This is a genomic window from Sphingomonas sp. 28-62-20 (assembly GCF_002281505.1).
Genome location: NZ_NCGH01000021.1, coordinates 50,489 through 70,464, shown reverse-complemented (window position 1 = coordinate 70,464; position 19,976 = coordinate 50,489). Strand labels below are relative to the sequence as shown.

The following is a 19,976-nucleotide window of genomic DNA, read 5'->3' as shown; positions in this document are numbered from 1 at the left end:
AGGCCATATTTTCTGCCGACTTTCGCTTTTGCGTTGCAATATTTTTGTCATGAAATCGTCGCGTGACCGCCATGCTTATTCGTGGAACTCATGCGCCTCTGGAATGCGGCCAAAGGCGATTTTGGTGCCGACCCGATCGATGCGGCCGCCATGGATTGGGCCGACCGACACGGCATGGCGGCCGAATTTTTCATTGATCGAATCCATCGCACGGCTGAGCGCGAGGCCGCGCGTTTCACGGGCCAGTGGGTCATCGGGATCGAGATGCGCAAAAAGCGATTGCTGTTCGCCTGCAACCGGTTCGATCTCGCCCAGCGTCACGCCAACCATCCGCAGCTGAAATCCGCCACCCCGCTTGCGCCCCGCCGCCGCTAATTGCGGAAACAGCGCGTCAAGCGCGGCGAGGATCACGAAACTGTCCTGCGTTGCGGGCAATTTCGTTGCCACACGCCAATTGCTCTTGTCGTCCTCAAACTTGCCATGGAGCACCAGCAATCGGCTGCGATAGCCTTTGCGCCGGAGCCGGCTGGCGGCTTTCAGCGCGAGGCGCCGCGCGGTAAGCCGGACCGGTTCCAGCCCGCGCTTGCCCGGCGACAGCACATGGCTGTGCCCGATCGTGCGACTTTGCGTTGGTTTTTCGGGGAGATCGACGCCGTGGAGCAGATACCAGAGCCGATCGCCATTGGTGCCGCCCCAGGCATTGCCCGCGTCGCGCGGGCGGCGCTCACATAGTTGGCGGATATCGTTGATCCCCTCCTGCGCCAGCCGCCGCTCCATTTTCGCGCCGATTCCGGCAATGTCGCGCAAGGGTAAGTCATAAAGCCGGTGGGGCAGCGTTTCGGCATGCAGGATGATCAGCCCATCGGGCTTCATCATGTCTGACGCCAGCTTGGCAAGCAGCCGGTTGGGGGCGACGCCGATTGAGCTGGTCATGCAATCGCCGATATTGGTGCGGATACCCGCCTTGATGCGGTGGGCCAGTGCCGTCACCGCGGCGACGCTGTTTTCATTGTCGAGCAAGTGGCAGGCGACCTCATCAATCGAACAAACCTTGGTCACCGGAATGTGCCGCCAGATTTCGGCGATGATCGCGTCATGAAACTCGACATATTTGTCATGCCGGGCCGGCGTGACGATGATGTCGCGACACAGCCGTTTCGCCTCCCATACGGGCGTGCCGGTTTTGATGCCAAATCGCTTGGCTTCAATGCTGGCGGCGATAGCGACGGTGGTGTCGCTATCGACCGGCGCGACCAGAATGGGCTTGCCGCGCAGCGCCGGGTTTAGTTGCTGTTCGACGCTGGCGAAATAGCTGTTGAGATCGAGGAACAGCCAGCGAAGCGGACGCGGCGGTAGGGTCAGATTTTCCCTAGCGCCGGTGGATAAGGTTTCGGAAGGTACGGGGCGCCATTGCTCCTGTGGAGACGCCCCGGGCGTGGGGCCAGCGGAAACGAAATCGGTAAGGGCATCTGCCGAGAACATCTGAAGAACATAGCGGAACGACGCCGCGGAGGAAAGGGCCGCCAGCGGCGTGTGGCCGCCACCATCGGGCTATCAGTTTCCCGAACCCGTCCCTGTGGGCGGCATCGCGAATAAGGCCCTTGCGGCGGTCCTTTCGGGCGACTCATAGGGGGCAAAGAGCACGGTATGCAGGATCTGGCGCGCCGCTTCGATCTCGCCCCGGCGAATCAGTTCTTCGCCAAGATAAAGGCGCGGCTTCGGTGCGGCTGGCACGCGCCGAATGGCGTCGACCAATCCGGCCATGGCATCCATTGGAGCACGTTCGCCCAATTTGGTGAAGCTTTGGAAATAGGCGATCCGGGGGATAGGCGATTGGCCGTCAAGTTCTACTGCGCGTTGGATAGTCTTGCGCGCAAGGGCAAGCATTACCGGTTGATTTGCGACGGGGGCGATAACGGCTTTGTCCGTTAGCGCGACCCCTTTCCACGTCAGAGCAAGAACATTATTCGGTGCCTTGTCCAGCGCCCGTTCGGCATAGGCAAGGCACCTGTCAGCGTTGCCAGCCCGGCACTCTGCCTCGGCGGCAAACGCGAGCGTATCGCCATCGCTGTAGAGATCAGCCACACTGCGTACGCGCGCCAGCCAATCGACGCTGCGCTGCGCGTCGACCAGTGTGGGTGCAGGCAGGGCAGATCCGGCAGCGATCGGTTGCGCAGCAAGCCGCGCACCAAGTTCGATTTTCGCGGCAATCAGGGCGGCGGCGGCGGGGGACAATGGCGTGATCACTGGCTCGCCAATCGGGTTCGCTGGCGGCTTGGCCTGGGCGAAATAAAAGTCGGACCTGGAATAGGAAAGGATTTCCCGTTGCAGCTTCGACAAATTGCCAAACACATTTGCGGCTTCAGCCATTGGTTTGCCGCGACTGATATCACCCATATACTGGCGAAACTGCGCGGCACGTTCGGGTTTAAGTTTTGAATAAACGAAATAATGAGCGACCAACCAAGCGTGGTATGGAGTCCAGCGCGACTTTTCTCGGCCTATAGTGATGTATTTACCAGTAAGGATGTCAGCGACATTTAAATTTTCATATGATCTGAAAAATTGTTTATACTGCGTTGGATACCGCGCATAATTTATCGATCCATTTTTATGAATATCGGCAGTTGAAAATAAGGCACCGATACTTTCAACATACCAGCTTGGATAAGCCAACGGGTGGTATGTATTGATAAAATGTTGCGTGTATAGCGCGTAAAGTTCCGCCTCCCATTCCCTTACGATAGGGAAATAATACGGTTCAGGACACAGTCCTATTTCTCCCGCTGCGTGACGGTCGTCGCATTCTTCATTATATGCTTTCTGCGTGTTGAGCTCAATCAACTGATATTTCTGGACGATCGTTAGAATTGGTCCATTCTCACCTGCTATATAGTAAGCTGGGCTTGAAAATCCTGATGGATAATATCCGCTTTTTGCCGATATATCGGCGATCCCCAGATCGGAAAGCTTTGTCGATGGGTCAAATAATGTAATTTCGACCTTTTTGGTAACGTCAGACGTGTCGCCACGGCGATAAAGCCTCGACAGCAAATAATGGAGGCTTTCTACATTTCGCGTTATTCTTCTCAATTCATCAACGCTGTTTTGAGCGATAACGATAACGTGTTCGGCCTCCGCACGCTTCCAGGGGCCCTTTTTTTTGTTGATGAGGCCGCTGACGACGATGTCGGGTTCACCGAGTTTTTCGGGAGCGGTCGGTTCGGTTCCGTCACTTTGCTGCGCCTTGGCGAGCGGCGGCAGCATATGACTCTGAGATGGCATTGGAATCATTGCGCATGCAGATATCGCAACCCACCACCACAGATGCTTTGCCATCAGGTCACCCAAATAAGTCGTCGAGCCGTGCCGAAGGTTCATACTGAATCGTTCGGTGCTATGCTATTGTTTTGAATGATTTCTGACGTGTGGACGCGTTTCAACCAAATCATGAAATCGTTCGATCGACCCGTCCACCGGCAGGTTATGTGGGCGGGCAGGGGCGTCGGTTATGGGTGTCGACAAGGCCAAGCGCGATGAAAGGCGAAGCGAATAGAGTGGGTGTTGCGACCCAAGAAGCAGACATAGGCGGCAGCGAAAGACCTGACGGGACCAGGGTGGATAGGTCGCGCGATGGCCGCAAAGCTTGCTTGCAGCCGGCAGGTCGTGTGGTAGATGAGTCACACACCTTTGGGGGGAGCAGATTGATGACGAGTCGCATCACCATCTTGGCAGCCAGTGCAGCGATCAGCCTGGTCTGGGCAGCCGTCCCGGCCATTGCCCAGCTTCCCAAGGAGCAATTGCTGGTGCCCCCGGGCGATGCGCAGCAGTTCAAGCTCGTTTCGGCGGCGGGCGAACATGGCAGCGCGGCAGTGTGGCGGCTCGCCGACGGCAGTTTTGCGTTTCGCGAGAGCATGAACCTGCGCGGGCAGGTGTTCGAGCAGGATGAGGTGATCCACACCGCCGCCAATGGCCAGCCCGACAAGATCGTCATTCGCGGCTTTACCCCCAATGGCGATTCGGCGGAGACTTTCGCGATCACCAACGGGACCGCGACCTGGCAGTCGCCGATCGACAAGGGCAGCGCGGCCTATGACGGCAAGGCGCAATATGCCAGCTTTGGGGGGCCGTTTGCGGCCAACGCCTATTTCGTCGAAGCGATCATGAAGGCGCCGGGGCGGCAGGTGCCGTTGCTGCCGGGCGGGGTGGCGCGGCTCGAAAAGCTGGTCGATGTCGCGGTCGGCAGCGGCGCGACCGCCAAGACGGTGACGGTCTGGACGCTCGAAGGCGTTTCAAACGAGCCGATCCCCGTAGTGATGAACGCCGACGGCACCTTTTTCGGCTTCGTGAATGGCATTGCGCTGTTGCCCGACGCCTATATCGGCGACATGCTCAAGCTCCAAAAGGCGCAGATTGACGCGCTGGCCGCGCGCAATCCGGCGTACAAAGCGCGCTTTGGCACGGTGTCGCCAGTGCCGGTCGCTTTCACGCATGTGAAGCTGTTCGATGCGCTAACGGGCAAGTTCATCGACGACCAGACCGTGGTTGCCGACAAGGGCAAGATCACCGTGATCGGTGCTGCGGCGACGGTGAAGCTGCCTGCCAACGCCCGTGTGATCGACGGCAAGGGCAAGACGCTGTCCCCTGGTATCTGGGACGCGCACATGCATGTTGGCTCCGATCTGACGGGTTTGCAGTTGCTGTCGCAGGGCGAGACGAGCGCGCGCAATCCTGGCGCCGATATCCAGCCGACATTATTGCGCAACCAGCAGATCGCGGCGGGCAAATTGCTGTTCCCGACGGTCTATTCATCGGTGCTGATCGACGGCAAGGGACCGCTGCAGGCGCAGGGCGGGATCAGCGTCGGGTCCGCTGACGAAGCGATTGCGGCGGTGCGGCGCGCGAAGGAAAACGGCTTTACCGCCGTCAAATTCTACACCTCGATGAAGCCAGAATGGCTGTGGCCAGCGATTAAGGAGGCCAAGCAGCTTAGCCTTCATGTTCACGGCCATATCCCCGCGTCGCTGCGGCCGACCGAAGTGATCGCGGGCGGTTATGATGAGATCACCCATATCAACTTCGTGATGATGCAGGCGCTGCCCGATGAAGTGGTGAATGTGGATAACGGCATCCAGCGATTCTATGGGCCCGGCAAATACGCCAAAGATGTCGACCTCAACGCCGAGCCGATGAAGTCGCTGATCAAGCTGATGGCGGCGAAAAAGACCGTCGTCGATCCCACGCTGGGCGTGTTTGAGGGGCTTTACGTGCCTGAAAATGGCGATCTGTCGCCGTCCTATGCGCCCTATGTTGGTACCATGCCGCCAGCGGTGGAGCGTGGCTTTCGCGCGGGCGGGTTCCAACCGCCGGCGGGCGTGACGCGGGCCGATTGGCGCGCGAGCTTTGCCAAGCTGGTGGCGCTGGTGAAGGCATTGCACGACGCTGGCGTGCCGATCGTCGCGGGCACCGATGGCAGCGGGCTGGAAATCGTGCGCGAACTCGAGCTGTACGTGCAAGCGGGATTCACGCCCGGCGAAGCGCTCCAGACCGCAACCATCATGCCTGCCCGATTGGTTGGCGCCGACAAGGCGACCGGATCAGTCACGGTTGGTAAGGAAGCCGATCTGGTGCTGGTCGATGGCGATGTATCAAAGGATATCGGCGCGATGCGACGCACTGTCTGGGTGATGAGCGACGGCGCGCTGATGAACGCCGACGAGCTGCGCCAGGCCGCTGGCTTTTCGGGACGCCCGAAATGAGCACGAAAGCGATCACCAGCTATGCCGAATTCTGGCCCTTTTACCTGCGCGAGCACGCCAAGCCGGAAACCCGTATGCTGCATTATATCGGCACGGCGATGACCTTCGGCTTTGCGGGCCTAGCGATCGTGCTGGGCGGATGGTGGTGGGCACTGGTGCCGCTGGCCGGCTATGGCATGGCCTGGCCCGCGCATTTCGCGGTGGAGAAGAACCGGCCGGCCACCTTCACCTATCCGCTCTGGTCGCTGGTGAGCGATTATCGGATGTTTTTCCTGTGGCTGAGCGGGCGGCTGCCTGGGCATCTGGCGGCGGCTGGGGTGGCTTCGCGATAGCGGGCGTTCGATAGTGGTTGTTGGCCGATCGACAGTTTCGGTGGGTTGCAGCGCGCGGCTCGCGTCGCCATTGATGGCGCCATGACAACGATCCCCAATAGCCTCGCCCTGATTGGCAACACCCCGCTGGTTCGGCTCGCCGGCCCCAGTGCGGCCAGCGGCGGCGAGATTTTCGCGAAGTGCGAATTCGCCAATCCTGGCGCGTCGGTAAAGGACCGGGCAGCGCTGTATATCGTCGAGGATGCCGAGGCGCGCGGCGCGATAGCGCCCGGCGGTACGATCGTGGAGGGCACGGCAGGCAATACCGGGATCGGGCTGGCACTCGTTGCCAATGCCAAGGGCTATAAGACCATCATCGTGATGCCCGATACGCAGAGCCAGGAGAAAATGGCCACGCTGCGCGCGCTGGGGGCGGAATTGGTGCTGGTGCCGGCCTGTCCCTATTCCAATCCCTGCCATTTCGTCCACCAGTCGCGCCGGATTGCTGAGGAAACGCCCAATGCGGTGTGGGCAAACCAGTTCGACAATATCGCCAACCGCCGCGCCCACATCATGGGCACTGCCGAGGAAATCTGGGCGCAAATGGACGGGCAGATTGACGGCTTTACATGTGCAGCGGGGACGGGCGGCACGATCGCGGGCGTTGGCATGGGGCTGAAGAGCAAGGACGAGCGGGTGACGATTGCACTCAGCGATCCGCACGGCGCGGCGCTCTATGCCTATTACGCGCATGGCGAACTGAAGTCCGAAGGGTCATCAGTTGCCGAGGGGATCGGGCAGGGGCGGATCACCGCCAATCTGGAAGGCGCGCCAATCGACACGCAATACCGGATTTCAGATGCCGAGGGTTATGAATGGGTGCGCCGGATGCTCGATGAAGAGGGGCTCTGCCTGGGTCTGTCATCGGGCATCAACATTGCCGGTGCGGTGCGGCTGGCGCGCGATCTGGGGCCGGGCAAGCGCGTGGTGACGATCCTGTGCGACACAGGTTTTCGGTATTTATCAACGCTCTACAATCCGGCCTGGTTAGCCGCCAAGGGGCTGGTGCTGCCGACATCGGTTGCGGCGGTATAAATAGCCCCTGGGTCTCGCTCCACATTCGGATCTCGATAGGCTTTGTGCGCTTTCTCAGCGGCGGCCATGACGCAAAAGAGCGGGGCACCGATCACGGCATGGGGCGTTCCCCTTCAACGGTTAGGTCGCGCGCGGACCTGATACGCAAATGGGTCTGGAAGTAATATTTGCCGGTCGGGCGACCGTCGGCCGTGAAGTCGATCCTCGTTTTTCGGGCAATGCCCCTCACCGCGATCACTTTTTTCAGGACGGTGGTGTCAACGGGACCGCCAAGTCGGTCGCTGAGTTCCTTTTCCAAAGAGGGAGTCACCACGATCGTCAGGTTTCTCGGGTCGCGGTAATCTGCCTCTGAGTTCAGGTATAAAAACCCATTCTGTCGTCCGGTTGCCCGCACGACCATCTCGAACACGCCCCCGATTCCAGCCGGCATCTCGGCGGCGTTGATCACAGCTTGGGCCGGCGACAAGCGAAGTGGGGTTGTTTGCGCTATAGCGGGCGCCGATAGAACCATAACGGTCGCAACAGCCACCCGAAACATCTGTGATTTCATGATTATCACCCCTCAACCTGATCAACCAGATAGCGCACCTGGCTGCCATACTCATGTGACGGCTGCAAGTCTGGGCGCAGCATTGGCTTTGCTCTGTTGCGATCGGGCAAGGTAATGATCCGCCTTCGCGACGCTCGATCGCTCGCATCCATAAATTTACGCCTTGATGCTACCGGTTTCACCCCGGTGTTCGACAAATGCTGCCGACTCCGCTAGCTTTGGGGTTGGTATGAAAAGCGCGCAGGAACCGTCTCAGGCGATACAGCGGGTCAAGGTCGGCATGACGGGGCTTGCCTTTGTCATGCTGTTAATCGGACTGGCGAGCGCAATCTTCAGTTCGGCGAGCAGAGAGCCGGTCCCGGTCACCATTGCCGATGGCGTCCGGCCACCATTGGCTGCCAATCTCACCAGCCCGGCCGACAATGTAACCGATCCCGTCAAGGAGCCGTTGGCCGAGCTAGGCGTTGCGCCCAGCGCCGAGACCGAGGCGCTCAACACCACTACGCCCGCCCCCAATTATCCTGAGCAGAAATGATGCCGGTCAGCGCCGAAACTCGTCGGGGAATTTGCCCCACGCGCCGGGAATCGGCGCGTTCCGCAGGGGTGTGTGCGCCAAATACGGCCATGATTAACCACGAATTACCAGAACAAATTAAGAACATTGATAGTAATGGCGGCCCGCCTTGACCAGTAGTTCCCCGAGGTTCGCCTAGTTTCCCGCGAATTCCCCGAATTTCCCATTGCATCCCAACCACGCCCTTGTTAGACCTTTGGTTAACAGGGGCGGGCTCTCTTGTTGGCGATTCCAGGAGCTGCGGGCGGTAAAAATGCCACTTCGCAGAATAAGAGAGCTGTGCGCGCCACGAATGAGGTGGGCGTGTCGATCAAGGGCATTTATCAGGGCTATGCGCTGCAGCAGGTCGACGACAAGGGGCGCGTTGCGATCCCGTCGTCGCTGCGCGCAACGCTGATCGCCCGCAACCCAGCCGGCCCCGATCCCAAGGACTCGCTCTATGTCGTGGTCGGCGTGCATGAGAGCGACCATTGCCTGATTGGCTTCGACATCACCTATGGTGCCCAGCGCTTTGCTGATCTTGAAGCGCGCGCGCGCGATCATGCCGGTCCCGATGGCGCGCCGAATGACGTGATTCTGCGCGGCGGTATGGCGGTTGATACGCTGGCTTTTGATGCGAGCGGCCGCTTCATCCTGCCCAGCTGGCCGCGCAACCGGGTGAAGATTGGCAAATATGCCTTTTTCTACGGGCTCGGCAATCACTTCGAAATCTGGGACCCGGCCATGCTGATGGCGTCGCCGCGCGCCACCGATATGATGAAGGACATGGTCGTCCATTTCCTTGGCGAACGCGGGGAAAAATTGTGACGGCGCCGCATGTGCCCGTGCTGCTTGATGACGTGATCGCCGCATTGGCGATCATGCCGGGTGAGCGCCATGTCGACGCGACCTTTGGTGCTGGCGGTTATACGCGCGCGATGCTGGCTGGCGGTGCGCAGGTAATCGCGTTTGATCGCGATCCCGATGCGATTGCTGGTGGTCAAGGGCTGGCTGAGGCGGCGGACGGCGGCTTGACGCTGGTCCATGCGGTATTTTCGGCGATCGAGGCGGAACTGACGCAGCGCGATGCCGTGCCGGTTGACGGTGTAGTCATGGATATCGGCGTGTCGTCAATGCAGCTCGACCAGCCTGATCGCGGTTTTTCCTTCCAGGCTGATGGCCCGCTGGACATGCGGATGAGTCAGTCGGGCACCAGTGCGGCTGAATTTCTCAACGAAGCCGATGAGGAAGAGATTGCCGATGTGCTCCACCAGTTTGGCGAGGAACCGCGCGCCCGTCGCGTTGCTCGTGCGATCGTCGCTGCCCGCCCGCTCAAGACGACGCTCGATCTCGCCACGGTGGTGCGCCGCACATTGGGGTATCGCCCGCATGACAAGAAGGATCCGTCGACGCGCACTTTTCAAGCGATCCGTATTCACCTGAACCGCGAACTTGGTGAGCTGGCCGACGGGCTGGCGGCAGCGGAACGGGTGCTGAAGCCGGGTGGCCGGTTGGCCGTGGTGACTTTTCACAGCTTGGAGGACCGGCTGGTCAAACGCTTTTTTCGCGAACGCAGCGGCGCGTTGCCCGGTGGATCGCGGCATTTGCCGCAGGTCGCCGCCAAGGCAGCGCCAAGCTTTGAAACCGTCGGCCGCGCGGTGCGCGCTGATGAGGAAGAAATTGCCCGCAACCCGCGGGCACGGTCGGCAACATTGCGGGTGGCGCAGCGGACCGCTGCTGCGCCCTGGCCAAAGGGAGAGACAGCATGACGGCGGCGTATCGGTTGCGTGGGCTGGGTTGGTTTCTGAGCGGCGTCATCGTCGTGCTCGGCTTCTATCTGGTGTCGCTCCAGGTGGCGGCAGAGCGCAAGCGTGTGGCCGATACCAATCGAAAGATTTTTCTGGCCGAACGCGATATCCGCGCGCTGGAAACCGAATTTGATACCCGCGCCAATCTCGCCCAGCTTGAACGCTGGAATGGCGATGTCTTTGCCCTGACGGCGCCTGGTTCAGACCAGTTCGTGCCCGACGAAGCGACGCTTGCCTCAATCGATTTGCAGGCGCCGCTTGGCCAGACAGGCCATGGTCAGGTTGCGTCCTATATCGTGCCCGCTGCCCCGCGTGCCGTTGAGGCGATTGCGCCAGCGCCCGAACCCGCCACCGCGCCAATCGCCCCGGTTGCCCATCCTAGCCGGACGATATTGGCCAGCGTTGCGACGGTTCAGCCGCACCTGGGTGGCCAGCGTGGGGCGACGATTGCGATGCTCGATCGCAAGCTGTTGAGCGATTCGACGATCGGCGATCTGGTCAGTAGCGCGCGCGCTGAAGCGATCGGCGCCCGTTGAGCGTCCTGGTCGCCAGACCCGTCGCACCGCGTCGGCTGACTGGCCAGCGCCACCCGATGACGGTGGTTGCGCCAGTGCGGCTGATGATGCTGATGTTGATGATTGCTGCCGGGGTGGCGTTGATCCTGTTGCGCCTGGCGTTTCTGGCCGCCTTTGCCGAACCCGCGACGACCCGTGCCGGGGCCGCTGCGCTGGTGCCGTTGCGCGGTGATATTGTCGATCGTAACAACGCGCCGCTTGCCCGCACGATTGATGCCTGGTCGATCGGTATTCACCCGAACAAGCTGGTCAATTCGCCTGAACTGCTCGCCGGCAAGTTTGCAGCGCTGATGCCCGAGCATGACCGCGCCTGGTACCTGGCGCGGCTCCGGTCGGGCGCGAATTTCTTCTTTCTGCAGCGCCGGGCGATGCCGGAGCTGGTCAAGGCGGTGAATGCGCTGGGGGAGCCCGCCGTTGATTTCGCGCGCGAGCCCGAAAGGTTGTATCCGCAATCGAGCATGGCCGCGCATGCGATTGGCTTTCTGGATGCCAATGGCGTGGGGGTCAGCGGGATGGAGCGCACGCTTGAGAGCGCCCTGACCAACCCGATCGAACGATCGACGCCCATTGCCCTGTCGCTCGATTCGCGCGCCCAGGCGGCGTTTGAGAGCGAGCTTGGCAACGCGATGCTGTCCTTCAAGGCAAAGGGCGCGGCGGGCGTCATGCTGGACGTCCACACCGGCGAAGTGATCGCGATGGTGTCTTTCCCCGCCTATAATCCCAATAAGGTGGGCGGCGCATCGCAGGACGGGCTGCGCAACAATGTTACCCAATCGGTTTATGAACTGGGATCGACCTTCAAGCCGATCACGATGGCGGCGGCGATCGATTCCGGAGTGGTCACCTCAATGTCGCGCCGCTTTGATGCGCGTGCGCCGCTGAAGATCGGCCGGTTTCAGATCAAGGATGATCACCCGCAGCGCCGCTATCTGGATATTCCCGAAACACTGGTTCATTCGTCGAACATCGTGACCGCCCGGATCGCTGATGAACTGGGGGCCGATCGGATGCAGGCGATGTTCCGCAAACTCGGCTTCGATACCCGCCCCGATATCGAATTGCGGGAAAAACAGCGCCCGCTCTGGCCCAGTTACTGGGCGCGGGTGTCCGTGATGACCAGCGGCTATGGCCACGGGATTGCGGTAACCCCGCTGCATTTGGCCAGCGCCTATGCCGCTCTGGTGAATGGGGGAATCTGGCGGCCGGCGACCCTGATGCGGGTCGCGCCGGGCAAGGCCAGCGAGGGGCGCCGCGTGATTGCCCAGGCGACGAGTGACCGGATGCGCCAGCTTTTGCGGCTGGTCGTGCTCGACGGCACCGGGCGCAAGGGCGAAGCACCGGGATATCGGGTGGGCGGCAAAACCGGCACTGCTGAAATTGCAATGAAGAGCGGCTATTCGCGGAGTCGCAATGTTTCAACCTTCGCTGCTGCCTTCCCGATGGACGCACCCCGGTACGTGGTGATCGCCATGCTTGATTCGCCCGTCGCCAATGCGCAATCGCAGGGGCAGACGACGGCGGCTTGGACGGTTGCCCCTGTCGTCAGCCGAGTGATTGCGCGCACTGGCCAGATGCTGGGGGTGATGCCCGATATGCGCCGCGATGTGGACGTGTCCGAACTCACCCCGTTGCTGTGGCATGCGCCGGGTGAAAATCCGGGCGATCCCGAATGAAGCTGGGCGCGCTGATCGGCGGGGATGATGCCCGCACCGTCACTGGTTTTGCGATCGATCACCGCAAAGTCGCGCCGGGCACGATCTTTGGCGCCTTTGAAGGCATGCGGGTGAACGGCGAGGATTATGTGCCCGCCGCGATTGCTGCCGGCGCGATCGCCGTGGTGGCGCGGCCGCAGGTGTCCATCGACGGCGCGGTGCACATCGCCACAGACAATCCGCGCGCGACATTTGCGGCGCTGGCCGCGCAGTTTTTTGCACCCTTTCCTGCAACCGCTGTCGCGGTGACCGGGACCAACGGCAAAACCTCCATTGTCGAAATGACCCGGCAGATCTGGCGGATGCTGGGCCATCATGCCGCGTCAATCGGCACGCTGGGCGTCACCACCGCCAATGATCGCGTGGTCACCGGGTTGACGACGCCCGATATCGTCACCTTTCTGTCCAATGTCGGCGGGCTGGCGCGCGAGGGCGTGACGCATCTGGCGTTCGAGGCATCGAGCCACGGCCTGTCGCAATATCGCACCGAAGGGCTACCGGTGCAGGCGGCGGCCTTCACCAATCTGAGCCGCGATCACCTGGATTATCACCGTGACATGGCGGATTATTTCACTGCCAAAATGCGGCTGTTCACTGAAGTCCTCGCGACCGATGGCACGGCTGTCGTCTGGGCGGATGATGATTATTCGGCGCGCGTCATCGATCTGGCGCGCGAGCGGGGCAACAAGCTGATCACGATTGGCGAAAAGGGCGAAAGCCTGCGCCTGGTGTCGCGCGATCCAACGTTGCTGGGCCAGGGGCTGGTGATCGACGCCGGGGGCAAGCAGTACAAGGTCAACCTGCCGCTAATCGGGGCGTATCAGGCGGCCAATGCCTTGACGGCGGCGGGGCTGGTGATCGCTACCGGCGGCGATGTCGAGCCGACGCTGATGGCGCTGGCGCGGTTGCAGCCGGTGCGCGGACGGCTGGAACGCGCCGTGATTACGCCCAGTGGTGCGCCGGTCTATGTCGATTATGCGCATACCCCCGATGCCATCGAGGCGGCGATTATGGCGCTGAAACCCCATGTAGCGGGCAGGCTGATCCTGGTATTTGGAGCGGGCGGTGACCGCGATTCGGGCAAGCGTGCGCCAATGGGCGACGTCGCGGCGCGGCTCGCCGATCTGGTGATCGTCACCGATGATAATCCTCGTAGCGAAGATCCAGCGGCGATCCGGTCGCAGATCATGGCTGGCGCGCCGGGCGCGAGCGATATTGCCGGACGGCGCGAGGCCATCGCCGCGGCCATCGCCGATGCCCGCGACGGCGATATCGTGCTGATTGCCGGCAAGGGTCATGAGCAGGGCCAGATTGTCGGCGATTTGGTGCTGCCGTTCGACGATGTCAGTGTCGCCCGGGAGTGCGCGCAGTGACCGGGCCGCTCTGGACATCTGCCGCAATTGCCGCAGCGACTGGGGGCACGGCTTCTGCCGATTTTGCCGCCGATGGCGTGACCTTTGATTCGCGCGAAGTGGGCCCCGGCGATCTGTTCATCGCGCTGAAGGGCGAAGCGACCGACGGGCATCTTTATCTCGATCAGGCCTTTGCGCGGGGTGCGGCCGGGGCGATCGTCAGCACGCCCGTCGCGCATCCGCATGTGCTGGTCAGGGATACGATGGCGGCGCTTGAGGCGCTCGGCATCGCGGCGCGGGCGCGGACCCAGGCGACGATCATCGGCGTGACCGGATCAGTCGGCAAGACGGGCACTAAAGAGGCTTTGTTCGCCGCGCTCGACCGTGGTGTGCCCGGGCAAGTTCATCGTTCGGTGAAAAGCTATAACAACCACACTGGCGTGCCGCTCAGCCTGGCACGCATGCCGGCGGAGTGCCGATTTGCGGTGCTGGAAATGGGCATGAACCATGCCGGTGAACTCTCAGCGCTGACCCGCTTCGTGCGCCCGCATGTGGCGATCATCACAACGGTGGCGTCGGTCCATATCGAATTTTTCAAGGACGAGGCGGGGATTGCGGACGCCAAGGCTGAGATATTCGAGGGGCTTGAGCCCGGCGGCACGGCGATCATCCCGTTCGATAATGTCCACCGCGCGCGACTAATCGCGGCGGCGCAGGCACAAAGTGCGCGGATCGTGACGTTTGGCAGCAGGGACGGCGCCGATGTGCGGGCGCTGGAAACGATGCGCACGCCAACCGGCGGCACCTTTGTTACCGCGCAATTATTGGCGCGCGAATTGAGCTTCACGGTTGGTCAGCCCGGTAGCCACCTTGTGTCTAACGCGCTGGCGGTGCTGGCGGCGGTTGAGGCGGCCGGGGGCGATGTCGCCGTGGCCGGGCTGGCGCTGGCCGAATTGGGCGGGCTGGCCGGGCGGGGCGCGCGCTTCCTGGTTGATGTCGGTGGTGGCGAAACGGCGCTTGTGATCGACGAAAGCTATAATGCGAATCCGACATCAATGCGGGCGACGCTTGCCGTTCTTGGCAAGGAACCAGTCCGTCGGCGGGTGGCGTTGCTCGGCCAAATGGGCGAATTGGGGATGGCCAGCGCTGACTTTCATGCCGGCCTCGCCGAGCCCGTGATCGCGGCTGGCGTCAGTGTCGCAATTTTGGTCGGCGCGGACATGGCGCCACTCGCAATCGCGCTTGAGGGGCAGGTGGATTTCGTCCATGTGCCGGACGCTGCAGCCGCGTTGGCGCATCTGAAAACGATGCTGTCGGGCGGTGATGCGGTACTCATCAAGGGATCGAATAGCGTTGGGCTGGCGGCGATCGTCGCGGCGCTAGGGGGCAATAAAGCATAATGCTATATTTCATCGCAGCCCAACTCGGCTTTCCCGGCATCCTGAATCTGGTGCGCTATCTGAGCTTTCGGAGTGGCGGGGCTGTCGCGACGGCGTTGATCATCGGACTGATCATTGGCCCGAAATTCATCGGTTGGTTGCGGGTGCGCCAGGGAAAGGGGCAGCCGATCCGCGAAGACGGCCCGCAGACTCACCTCGCCAAGCGCGGCACGCCGACGATGGGCGGGCTGATGATCCTGACATCGATGGTCATTTCGATCCTGTTGTGGATGGATTTGACCAACCCGTTCGTCTGGGCCTGCCTGTTCGTGACGCTGGGTTTTGGTGCGATTGGTTTCCTCGATGACTATGACAAAGTCCGCAAGGCGAGCACGGCAGGCATTTCGGGACGGATGCGGTTGATTGGTGAATTCGCGATTGCTGGTGTGGCAAGCTGGATCATCACCAGCCAGAATGGCACGCACCTCTATTTGCCGTTTTATAGCGGGTCCGTGATCGATCTGGGCTATTTCTACATCGCCTTTGCCGCTTTCACGATCGTTGCGTTCGGCAATGCCGTGAACCTTACCGATGGGCTGGATGGACTGGCGACGATGCCAGTGATTATCGCCGCCGTTGCCTTTGTGATCATCGCCTATCTGGCCGGTAACGCGAAATTCGCTGAATATCTCGGCATCCCGCATGTGGCGCGCGCGGGCGACATGGCGATTTTCTGCGGGGCGATGGTCGGCGCGGGGCTGGCGTTTTTGTGGTTCAATGCGCCGCCCGCCGCCGTGTTTATGGGCGATACCGGTAGTCTTGCGCTGGGCGGCGCGCTGGGCGCGATCTCGGTCGTCGCGCATCACGAAATCGTGCTGGGCATCATCGGCGGGTTGTTTGTGGTCGAGGCGCTGAGCGTGATCATCCAGGTGTTTTTCTATAAGCGCACGGGCAAGCGCGTGTTTCGCATGGCGCCGATCCACCACCATTTCGAACAGCTTGGCTGGGCGGAATCGACCGTGGTGATCCGGTTCTGGATCATTGCGATCGTGCTCGCGCTCGCCGGGCTATCGACGTTGAAATTGCGGTGATCACTAGCGACCTCTGGCGCGGCAAACGCTTTGCGGTGCTGGGGCTCGCGCGCTCGGGCGCGGCGACGGTGCGCGCGCTGGTGGCGAGCGGGGCGGAGGTGATCGCGTGGGATAGCGATGAGGGGCGGCGTTTGGCTCTTCTTCAAGCCCCTCCCCTTCAGGGGAGGGGTTGGGGGTGGGGGCTGTCCCCGAGCGCTGCGCCAGTTGAGAGCCCCCACCCCAACCCCTCCCCTGAAGGGGAGGGGCTTTTGACTTTTGCCGATCCAGAGACCATCGATCTGACCGGTTTCGACGGCCTCATCGTCTCCCCCGGTGTGCCGATCAACCGCCACCCGATCGCCGCGAAGGCGCGTGCGGCGGGTGTCCCTATCATCGGCGATATCGAACTGTTCGCGCAGGCGCGCGCTGCGCTGCCGCCGCATAAGGTGGTTGGCATCACCGGCACCAACGGCAAGTCGACAACGACCGCGCTTATCCACCACATCCTGCAGACCGCTGGCGTGCCAACCCTGATGGGCGGCAATATCGGCTTGCCGATCCTCGCGCAGGAGCCGCTGCCAGCAGGCGGTGTCTATGTGCTGGAACTGTCGAGCTATCAGATCGATCTGACCTTCACCCTCGATTGCGATGTCGCGGTGCTGCTCAACATCAGCCCCGATCATCTTGATCGGTATGACGGGTTTGACGCTTATGCCGCCGCCAAGGCACGGCTGTTCGCGATGCAGTCGCCCACGTATGCGGCGATCATTTCGATCTTCGACGCGCCCTCTGCCGCGATTGCGCGTAGCCTGTCGGCGCGCGGCGAGCATCTCACCAAGATCGCTTCCGGATTTTGCATGGACCAATCGCGCTGGCCGAGCCTGCAGGGCCCGCATAATGCCCAAAATGCACTGGCGGCGATCAATGCCTGCGAGGCGCTGGGCGTACCCCAGGCGGCGATCGACAAGGGGCTGGAGAGCTTCACTGGCCTTGCGCATCGAATGGAGACCGTCGCGACCAGGAACGGCGTCCGCTTCGTCAACGACAGCAAGGCGACCAATGCTGAAAGTGCGGCCCCTGCGCTGTCGGCGTTTGACGGGATTCACTGGATTTTGGGCGGGCGCGCCAAATCGCCTTCGCTCGATGCCTGTCGCCCAGGATTTCCGCATATCCGTGCGGCCTACACAATCGGCGAGGCGGGCCAGCAATTTTACGAGCTATTGGACGGGCTTGTGCCCGTGTCATATTGCGAGACGCTGGATCGGGCGGTCATGATGGCGGCCAGTAAAGCGCAATCGGGTGAGACGGTGTTGCTTTCGCCGGCCTGCGCTTCATTCGATCAATTTCGTGATTTCGAAGCGCGGGGCGATGCCTTTCGCGCTGCTGTGGAGGCGCTGGCATGACCGACATCACGGCAGAGTCGATGCGGGCGGACCGTCGCCAAGCGCTGTGGGCGCGGGTCAAGCCGCGCGGGGGGCGCGGGGATCGCAGCCCGATTGGCATGTGGTTTTGGGATATTGACCGCGTGCTGTTGCTGCTGGCGCTGTTGCTGATTGCCATTGGCCTGTTGGCGGTGGCGGCGGCCAGCCCGGCTTCGGCGTTGCGCTATTCCGGCGACAAGACGCATATCCAGCCGCTCTATTATTTCTGGCGGCAAGTGATGTGGGTGGGCGTGTCGCTGCCGGTGATGTTTGTCGTGTCAATGCTGCCCGTGCCGGTTGCGCGGCGGATGGCGCTGATCGGCGGGGCGGTTTTCCTTTGCCTGCTCGCCGCCGTGCCACTGATCGGCGTGGAGCATAATGGTGCGCGGCGCTGGATCGGGCTGGGCATTTCCGAATTCCAGCCATCCGAATTCCTCAAGCCCTTTTTCATCGTTAGCATGGCCTGGCTGTTGTCGCTGAAGGCGAAAGAAGCCGATCTGCCGGTGGTGCCGATCACGGCGGCGATGACGGCACTGGTCGGCGGGCTGTTGATGATGCAGCCCGATCTGGGCCAGACGATTATTTTTGGCGTGATCTGGCTGGCCTTGCTGATGATCGCCGGTACGCCGTTGAAGGTGATGGGCAGTCTGGTTGCGGCGGCGCCGGTTGGTCTTATCGCTGCATATATGTTTTATGATACCGCGCGAATTCGGATCGACGCTTTCCTGTCACGCGGCAGCGATGGCGGGGCGATCGACCATTACCAAACCGACATGGCCTATGCGACGCTGACTGCTGGTGGCGTGACGGGCACCGGGCCGGGGGGCGGGGCGATGAAATTCCGGCTGCCTGAGGCGCACACCGACTATATCTTTTCCGTGATCGGCGAGGAATTCGGGTTGATCGCTTGTGGCGTGATCGCCCTGCTGTTTCTGGCGATCGTGGTGCGCGTGTTCGTGAAACTGCTCGACGAGCCTGACCCGTTCCGCATGCTTGCCGCTGCTGGCCTCGCCACCCAATTTGGCGCGCAGGCGCTGGTCAGCATGGCGGTCAACACCGGGATTGCGCCGTCCAAGGGGATGACGCTGCCGTTTATCAGCTATGGCGGATCGTCAATGATTGCGCTGTCGGTCGCAATGGGCTTGCTGCTTGCCTTTACGCGGCGCAATCCATTCCTCACGCGATCTCCTTATATCGTCCGGTGGAGCGGCCAATGAGCAAAGCACGCCATTTCGTTCTCGCTGCCGGCGGCACCGGTGGCCATATGGTGCCCGCCGCCGCGCTGGCGGCCGAGCTGATCCGGCGGGGCCATTCGGTCGCGCTGATCAGTGACGAGCGCGGGGTGCGATTCCCCGGCCTGTTCGACGGGATCGAAACGCACATCCTGCCGGCCAGCCGGTTGGCCGGTGGACCGATCGGTTGGGCGCGGGCGGGGGTGAACATGTTGCGCGGTCGCAGCATGACCAAGCGCTTATTCCGCAAACAGCGCCCGGCGGCGGTGATCGGCTTTGGTGGCTATCCCGCCTATCCGGCGTTGCTGGGTGCCTTTGCGCTGGGCGTGCCGACGGCGGTGCATGAGCAGAATGCGGTGCTTGGCCGTGTCAACCGCCTGGTCGGTGGCCGGGTTGCGGCGATCGCCACGTCCTATCCCGATGTCGAGCGGCTGAAGGATAGCTGGCGCGGCAAGACCCATCTGGTCGGTAATCCGGTGCGCGATTCGGTGCTGTCGCTGCGCACCCGGCCCTATCCCCTGCTTGAGGAGGACGGCATTTTTCGGGTGCTGGTGACGGGTGGCAGCCAGGGGGCGAGTATTTTGAGCCAGGTGGTACCCGATGGCCTTGCGCTGTTGCCGATCAGCTTTCGTCGTCGCTTGCAGGTGACGCATCAGGCGCGGGTTGAGGATATTGATCAGGTCCGCGCCAAATATGCCGAACTGTCGATTGCCGCCGAACTGGCGACATATCTGCCCGATCTGCCTGAACAGCTTGCCTGGGCGCATCTGGTGATCGCGCGCGCTGGTGCGTCGACATTGGCCGAACTGACGACTGCGGGTCGGCCCGCTATCCTGGTGCCGTTGCCGAGCGCGACCGATGATCATCAAACCGCCAATGCCCGCGAAATGACCAAGGCAGGGGGCGCGCGGACGATCGATCAGCGGCAATTCACGCCGATCGAACTCGCCAAGCAGATGCAGAAATTGGGGCTTGATCCGGCGGCGCTGCAAAATGCAGCTGGTCGCGCGCGCAGCTGCGGTCGTCCCGATGCCGCGCGCGATCTGGCCGATCTGGTCGAAAGCCTTGATGCGCCCAAAAGCGACATCATGGTGGGGCTTAATCGCCCGATCAAATTCGGTGACAAGGCGGCTTATGCTTGATCATTTGCGCCAGGACT

17 protein-coding genes are annotated in these 19,976 nt (G+C 61.8%); 14 read left to right on the top strand and 3 right to left on the bottom strand.

Features of this window, described 5'->3' with window-relative positions; genetic code table 11:
* Positions 1-75: 75 nt before the first annotated feature.
* Both B7Y43_RS15880 and B7Y43_RS15875 read right to left on the bottom strand, forming a co-directional pair.
* Complete coding sequence (locus B7Y43_RS15880) at positions 76-1,482, bottom strand: type VI secretion protein ImpB (RefSeq protein ID WP_374132652.1); 1,407 nt, start codon at positions 1,480-1,482, stop codon at positions 76-78.
* Between the two features lie 72 nt (positions 1,483-1,554).
* Complete coding sequence (locus tag B7Y43_RS15875; protein ID WP_374132651.1) at positions 1,555-3,339, bottom strand: tetratricopeptide repeat protein; 1,785 nt, start codon at positions 3,337-3,339, stop codon at positions 1,555-1,557.
* A 368-nt stretch (positions 3,340-3,707) separates the two neighbouring features.
* Between B7Y43_RS15875 and B7Y43_RS15870 the strand changes: the two genes are divergently transcribed.
* The 3 genes from B7Y43_RS15870 to B7Y43_RS15860 all read left to right on the top strand — a co-directional run bounded on the left by B7Y43_RS15870 (position 3,708) and on the right by B7Y43_RS15860 (position 7,165).
* Entirely contained in the window at positions 3,708-5,759 is a 2,052-nt protein-coding gene (locus tag B7Y43_RS15870) for an amidohydrolase family protein (RefSeq protein ID WP_374132650.1), read from the top strand.
* Positions 5,756-6,091, top strand: coding sequence for a DUF962 domain-containing protein (locus B7Y43_RS15865; protein ID WP_374132649.1), 336 nt, complete (start codon positions 5,756-5,758; stop codon positions 6,089-6,091). The genes B7Y43_RS15870 and B7Y43_RS15865 overlap by 4 nt, the downstream gene beginning before the upstream one ends.
* 81 nt (positions 6,092-6,172) lie before the next feature.
* Positions 6,173-7,165: a cysteine synthase A gene (locus tag B7Y43_RS15860; RefSeq protein WP_374132648.1), complete on the top strand. Its 993-nt coding sequence runs from the start codon at positions 6,173-6,175 to the stop codon at positions 7,163-7,165.
* 91 nt (positions 7,166-7,256) lie between these two features.
* On the opposite strand, the gene B7Y43_RS15855 is transcribed toward B7Y43_RS15860, so the two are convergent.
* Positions 7,257-7,715, bottom strand: coding sequence for a hypothetical protein (locus B7Y43_RS15855; protein ID WP_374132647.1), 459 nt, complete (start codon positions 7,713-7,715; stop codon positions 7,257-7,259).
* 229 nt (positions 7,716-7,944) lie between these two features.
* On the opposite strand from B7Y43_RS15855, the gene B7Y43_RS15850 reads away from it, so the two are divergent.
* From B7Y43_RS15850 to murG, 11 genes are all read left to right on the top strand, one after another.
* The gene (locus tag B7Y43_RS15850) at positions 7,945-8,250 is read left to right on the top strand and encodes a hypothetical protein (RefSeq protein ID WP_374132646.1); all 306 of its coding nucleotides are present in this window, start codon (positions 7,945-7,947) and stop codon (positions 8,248-8,250) included.
* A 318-nt stretch (positions 8,251-8,568) separates the two neighbouring features.
* Positions 8,569-9,096, top strand: coding sequence for a division/cell wall cluster transcriptional repressor MraZ (locus tag B7Y43_RS15845; RefSeq protein WP_374132645.1), 528 nt, complete (start codon positions 8,569-8,571; stop codon positions 9,094-9,096).
* Entirely contained in the window at positions 9,090-10,037 is a 948-nt protein-coding gene (gene rsmH / locus B7Y43_RS15840) for a 16S rRNA (cytosine(1402)-N(4))-methyltransferase RsmH (protein WP_374132668.1), read from the top strand. Before B7Y43_RS15845 ends, rsmH begins: the two co-directional genes overlap by 7 nt.
* Positions 10,034-10,612: a hypothetical protein gene (locus B7Y43_RS15835; protein ID WP_374132644.1), complete on the top strand. Its 579-nt coding sequence runs from the start codon at positions 10,034-10,036 to the stop codon at positions 10,610-10,612. Before rsmH ends, B7Y43_RS15835 begins: the two co-directional genes overlap by 4 nt.
* Positions 10,609-12,324, top strand: coding sequence for a penicillin-binding protein 2 (locus B7Y43_RS15830; protein ID WP_374132643.1), 1,716 nt, complete (start codon positions 10,609-10,611; stop codon positions 12,322-12,324). The genes B7Y43_RS15835 and B7Y43_RS15830 overlap by 4 nt, the downstream gene beginning before the upstream one ends.
* Positions 12,321-13,736, top strand: coding sequence for a UDP-N-acetylmuramoyl-L-alanyl-D-glutamate--2,6-diaminopimelate ligase (locus tag B7Y43_RS15825; protein WP_374132642.1), 1,416 nt, complete (start codon positions 12,321-12,323; stop codon positions 13,734-13,736). The genes B7Y43_RS15830 and B7Y43_RS15825 overlap by 4 nt, the downstream gene beginning before the upstream one ends.
* A complete protein-coding gene (gene murF / locus B7Y43_RS15820) occupies positions 13,733-15,115 on the top strand; it encodes a UDP-N-acetylmuramoyl-tripeptide--D-alanyl-D-alanine ligase (RefSeq protein ID WP_374132641.1) in 1,383 nt (460 codons plus the stop codon). The genes B7Y43_RS15825 and murF overlap by 4 nt, the downstream gene beginning before the upstream one ends.
* A complete protein-coding gene (mraY, locus tag B7Y43_RS15815; protein ID WP_374132640.1) occupies positions 15,115-16,185 on the top strand; it encodes a phospho-N-acetylmuramoyl-pentapeptide-transferase in 1,071 nt (356 codons plus the stop codon). Before murF ends, mraY begins: the two co-directional genes overlap by 1 nt.
* Positions 16,182-17,567 carry a UDP-N-acetylmuramoyl-L-alanine--D-glutamate ligase gene (gene murD, locus B7Y43_RS15810; RefSeq protein WP_374132639.1) on the top strand — a complete coding sequence of 462 codons (1,386 nt, stop codon included), beginning with the start codon at positions 16,182-16,184 and terminating at the stop codon, positions 17,565-17,567. The genes mraY and murD overlap by 4 nt, the downstream gene beginning before the upstream one ends.
* Positions 17,564-18,802 carry an FtsW/RodA/SpoVE family cell cycle protein gene (locus B7Y43_RS15805; RefSeq protein ID WP_374132638.1) on the top strand — a complete coding sequence of 413 codons (1,239 nt, stop codon included), beginning with the start codon at positions 17,564-17,566 and terminating at the stop codon, positions 18,800-18,802. The genes murD and B7Y43_RS15805 overlap by 4 nt, the downstream gene beginning before the upstream one ends.
* Entirely contained in the window at positions 18,799-19,959 is a 1,161-nt protein-coding gene (murG, locus tag B7Y43_RS15800) for a UDP-N-acetylglucosamine--N-acetylmuramyl-(pentapeptide) pyrophosphoryl-undecaprenol N-acetylglucosamine transferase (RefSeq protein WP_374132637.1), read from the top strand. Before B7Y43_RS15805 ends, murG begins: the two co-directional genes overlap by 4 nt.
* Positions 19,960-19,976: the final 17 nt, after the last annotated feature.

Excerpts from the sequence above, each read along its gene's own strand:
- B7Y43_RS15860 (WP_374132648.1), top strand. The coding sequence starts at position 6,173 with ATGACAACGATCCCCAATAGCCTCGCCCTGATTGGCAACACCCCGCTG.
- B7Y43_RS15805 (WP_374132638.1), top strand. The coding sequence starts at position 17,564 with ATGACCGACATCACGGCAGAGTCGATGCGGGCGGACCGTCGCCAAGCG.
- B7Y43_RS15835 (WP_374132644.1), top strand. The coding sequence starts at position 10,034 with ATGACGGCGGCGTATCGGTTGCGTGGGCTGGGTTGGTTTCTGAGCGGC.
- B7Y43_RS15870 (WP_374132650.1), top strand. The coding sequence starts at position 3,708 with ATGACGAGTCGCATCACCATCTTGGCAGCCAGTGCAGCGATCAGCCTG.
- B7Y43_RS15865 (WP_374132649.1), top strand. The coding sequence starts at position 5,756 with ATGAGCACGAAAGCGATCACCAGCTATGCCGAATTCTGGCCCTTTTAC.
- murG (WP_374132637.1), top strand. The coding sequence starts at position 18,799 with ATGAGCAAAGCACGCCATTTCGTTCTCGCTGCCGGCGGCACCGGTGGC.
- B7Y43_RS15855 (WP_374132647.1), bottom strand. The coding sequence starts at position 7,715 with ATGAAATCACAGATGTTTCGGGTGGCTGTTGCGACCGTTATGGTTCTA.
- mraY (WP_374132640.1), top strand. The coding sequence starts at position 15,115 with ATGCTATATTTCATCGCAGCCCAACTCGGCTTTCCCGGCATCCTGAAT.
- B7Y43_RS15825 (WP_374132642.1), top strand. The coding sequence starts at position 12,321 with ATGAAGCTGGGCGCGCTGATCGGCGGGGATGATGCCCGCACCGTCACT.
- B7Y43_RS15850 (WP_374132646.1), top strand. The coding sequence starts at position 7,945 with ATGAAAAGCGCGCAGGAACCGTCTCAGGCGATACAGCGGGTCAAGGTC.
- B7Y43_RS15880 (WP_374132652.1), bottom strand. The coding sequence starts at position 1,482 with ATGTTCTCGGCAGATGCCCTTACCGATTTCGTTTCCGCTGGCCCCACG.
- B7Y43_RS15875 (WP_374132651.1), bottom strand. The coding sequence starts at position 3,339 with ATGGCAAAGCATCTGTGGTGGTGGGTTGCGATATCTGCATGCGCAATG.